A 3,683-nucleotide genomic window follows, 5' to 3' on the forward strand; every position below is an offset into this window, starting at 1 on the left:
GGGGGTGGTGGCTGGTGGATGGGTGTGACGGGGTTGTTGTTTGAGAACTACATAGTGGACGCGAGCATCTTAAAAATTATTAAGTGCAATTTCAGATAAACCTGGTGACCGGTCTTGTACTGGTTTTCCATGGTTTTCTCGATAGCGATATTAATTGTTGATCTTTGTGGTCAAGTTTTTAAGGGCACACGGTGGATGCCTTGGCATCAGGAGCCGAAGAAGGACGTAGGAATCTGCGATAAGCCTGGGGGAGTTGATAACCGAGCGGTGATCCCAGGATGTCCGAATGGGGAAACCCCGCCCGGCGCGCGAGTGACCGGGTGACCCGCATCTGAACACATAGGGTGCGTGGAGGGAACGCGGGGAAGTGAAACATCTCAGTACCCGCAGGAAGAGAAAACAACAGTGATTCCGTTAGTAGTGGCGAGCGAACGCGGAAGAGGCTAAACCAGTGGTGTGTGATAGCCGGCGGGCGTTGCATCACTGGGGTTGCGGGACTTTCCGTATCAGTTCTGCCGGACTGGTGAAGTGAGTGCAGGTGCATAGGTGAACTGGTTTGAAAGCCAGGCCGTAGAGGGTGTTAGCCCCGTAACCGGAATGTATGCTGCCGCTTGGAGAGGATCCCAAGTAGCACGGGGCCCGAGAAATCCCGTGCGAATCTGCCAGGACCACCTGGTAAGCCTAAATACTCCCTGATGACCGATAGCGGACAAGTACCGTGAGGGAAAGGTGAAAAGTACCCCGGGAGGGGAGTGAAATAGTACCTGAAACCGTGTGCCTACAAACCGTCGGAGCAGCCTTGTAGCTGTGACGGCGTGCCTTTTGAAGAATGAGCCTGCGAGTTAGTGTTACGTCGCGAGGTTAACCCGTGTGGGGAAGCCGTAGCGAAAGCGAGTCTGAACAGGGCGAGTGAGTGGCGTGATCTAGACCCGAAGCGGAGTGATCTACCCATGGCCAGGTTGAAGCGACGGTAAGACGTCGTGGAGGACCGAACCCACTTCAGTTGAAAATGGAGGGGATGAGCTGTGGGTAGGGGTGAAAGGCCAATCAAACTCCGTGATAGCTGGTTCTCCCCGAAATGCATTTAGGTGCAGCGTTGCGTGTTTCTTGCCGGAGGTAGAGCTACTGGATGGCCGATGGGCCCTACAAGGTTACTGACGTCAGCCAAACTCCGAATGCCGGTAAGTGAGAGCGCAGCAGTGAGACTGTGGGGGATAAGCTTCATAGTCGAGAGGGAAACAGCCCAGACCACCAACTAAGGCCCCTAAGCGTGTGCTAAGTGGGAAAGGATGTGGAGTTGCCCAGACAACCAGGAGGTTGGCTTAGAAGCAGCCATCCTTGAAAGAGTGCGTAATAGCTCACTGGTCAAGTGATTCCGCGCCGACAATGTAGCGGGGCTCAAGTACACCGCCGAAGTTGTGGCATTCAGATTTTTGGTAAGCCTTCGTGGTTCAGCCGTCTGGATGGGTAGGGGAGCGTCGTGTGGGCAGTGAAGCTGCGGTGTAAACCAGTGGTGGAGCCTACACGAGTGAGAATGCAGGCATGAGTAGCGAAAGACGGGTGAGAAACCCGTCCGCCGAATGATCAAGGGTTCCAGGGTCAAGCTAATCTGCCCTGGGTAAGTCGGGACCTAAGGCGAGGCCGACAGGCGTAGTCGATGGACAACGGGTTGATATTCCCGTACCGGCGAAAAACCGCCCATACTGAACGGGGGAAACTAACCGCCCGAAACCTGCCCGTGCACCCTTGTGGTGTTCCGGGTTTTGGTGGAGCGCGGGACCGTATCCCGGGAGGTAAGCGTATTAACAGGTGTGACGCAGGAAGGTAGCCGGGCCGGGCGATGGTTGTCCTGGTCTAAGGATGTAGGGTCAGTGATAGGCAAATCCGTCACTGTGTCTTTGATGACGCACCTGAGATCTGATGGGACCCCCGAACGGGGGAATCCGGTGATCCTATGCTGCCTAGAAAAGCATCGGCGCGAGGTTTTAGCCGCCCGTACCCCAAACCGACACAGGTGATCAGGTAGAGAATACCAAGGCGATCGAGAGAATTATGGTTAAGGAACTCGGCAAAATGCCCCCGTAACTTCGGGAGAAGGGGGGCCTGCCCCGTGATGGAGACTTGCTTTCCGGAGCGGGTGTGGGCCGCAGAGACCAGGGGGAAGCGACTGTTTACTAAAAACACAGGTCCGTGCGAAGTCGCAAGACGATGTATACGGACTGACTCCTGCCCGGTGCTGGAAGGTTAAGAGGACCGGTTAGCCCCTTGTGGGCGAAGCTGGGAATTTAAGCCCCAGTAAACGGCGGTGGTAACTATAACCATCCTAAGGTAGCGAAATTCCTTGTCGGGTAAGTTCCGACCTGCACGAATGGAGTAACGACTTCCCCGCTGTCTCAACCATAAACTCGGCGAAATTGCAGTACGAGTAAAGATGCTCGTTACGCGCAGCAGGACGGAAAGACCCCGAGACCTTTACTATAGTTTGGTATTGGTGTTCGGTGTGGCTTGTGTAGGATAGGTGGGAGACTGTGAGACCCGGACGCCAGTTCGGGTGGAGTCATCGTTGAAATACCACTCTGGTCATACTGGATATCTAACTTCGGCCCGTAATCCGGGTCAGGGACAGTGCCTGATGGGTAGTTTAACTGGGGCGGTTGCCTCCTAAAGAGTAACGGAGGCGCCCAAAGGTTCCCTCAGCCTGGTTGGCAATCAGGTGTCGAGTGTAAGTGCACAAGGGAGCTTGACTGTGAGAGAGACATCTCGAGCAGGGACGAAAGTCGGGACTAGTGATCCGGCGGTACATTGTGGAATGGCCGTCGCTCAACGGATAAAAGGTACCTCGGGGATAACAGGCTGATCTTGCCCAAGAGTCCATATCGACGGCATGGTTTGGCACCTCGATGTCGGCTCGTCGCATCCTGGGGCTGGAGTAGGTCCCAAGGGTTGGGCTGTTCGCCCATTAAAGCGGTACGCGAGCTGGGTTTAGAACGTCGTGAGACAGTTCGGTCCCTATCCGCTGCGCGCGCAGGAAATTTGAGAAGGGCTGTCCTTAGTACGAGAGGACCGGGACGGACGAACCTCTGGTGTGTCAGTTGTACTGCCAAGTGCATCGCTGATTAGCTACGTTCGGATGGGATAACCGCTGAAAGCATCTAAGCGGGAAGCCTGCTTCAAGATGAGATTTCCATGCACCTTGTGTGTGAGAGGCCCCCAGCCAGACCACTGGGTTGATAGGCCGGATGTGGAAGCGGGGACTAAAGACCCGTGAAGCTGACCGGTACTAATAGGCCGATAACTTACACCACACATATCCTGGGCAGAACACGACTTCAAACGGTTCCGCCAAAGAAGGGGTATGAAGATCATGCTGCTTGCGTCCACTATGTGGTTCCCAACCAACAACCCATCGTTGTTGCTGGTCAGGAACTGATAATTGAATAACTGCCTGTCCCGGTATCAGGGGCGGGTGGTCTGGTACGACGTACCCCATTCAGGTTTACCCCACCCGATCGTGTGTTCACGACGGTGAGGGTTCAAGGGTTACGGCGGTCATTGCGCGGGGGAAACGCCCGGTCCCATTCCGAACCCGGAAGCTAAGACCCGCAGCGCCGATGGTACTGCACTCGGGAGGGTGTGGGAGAGTAGGTCACCGCCGGACAATCATTACAGGTTCAGGCCCCGCA

Annotated in this window: 2 rRNA genes; both read left to right on the plus strand. The window is 55.4% G+C overall.

Annotated elements, in window-relative coordinates:
* The first annotated feature begins 168 nt into the window (after positions 1 to 168).
* A 23S ribosomal RNA gene (locus tag GD628_RS16390) occupies positions 169 to 3,305 on the plus strand.
* A 236-nt stretch (positions 3,306 to 3,541) separates the two neighbouring features.
* Positions 3,542 to 3,658: ribosomal RNA gene (rrf, locus tag GD628_RS16395) — 5S ribosomal RNA — on the plus strand.
* Positions 3,659 to 3,683: the final 25 nt, after the last annotated feature.

The organism is Arthrobacter koreensis (genome assembly GCF_009193255.1).
Classification (GTDB): domain Bacteria; phylum Actinomycetota; class Actinomycetes; order Actinomycetales; family Micrococcaceae; genus Arthrobacter_B; species Arthrobacter_B koreensis.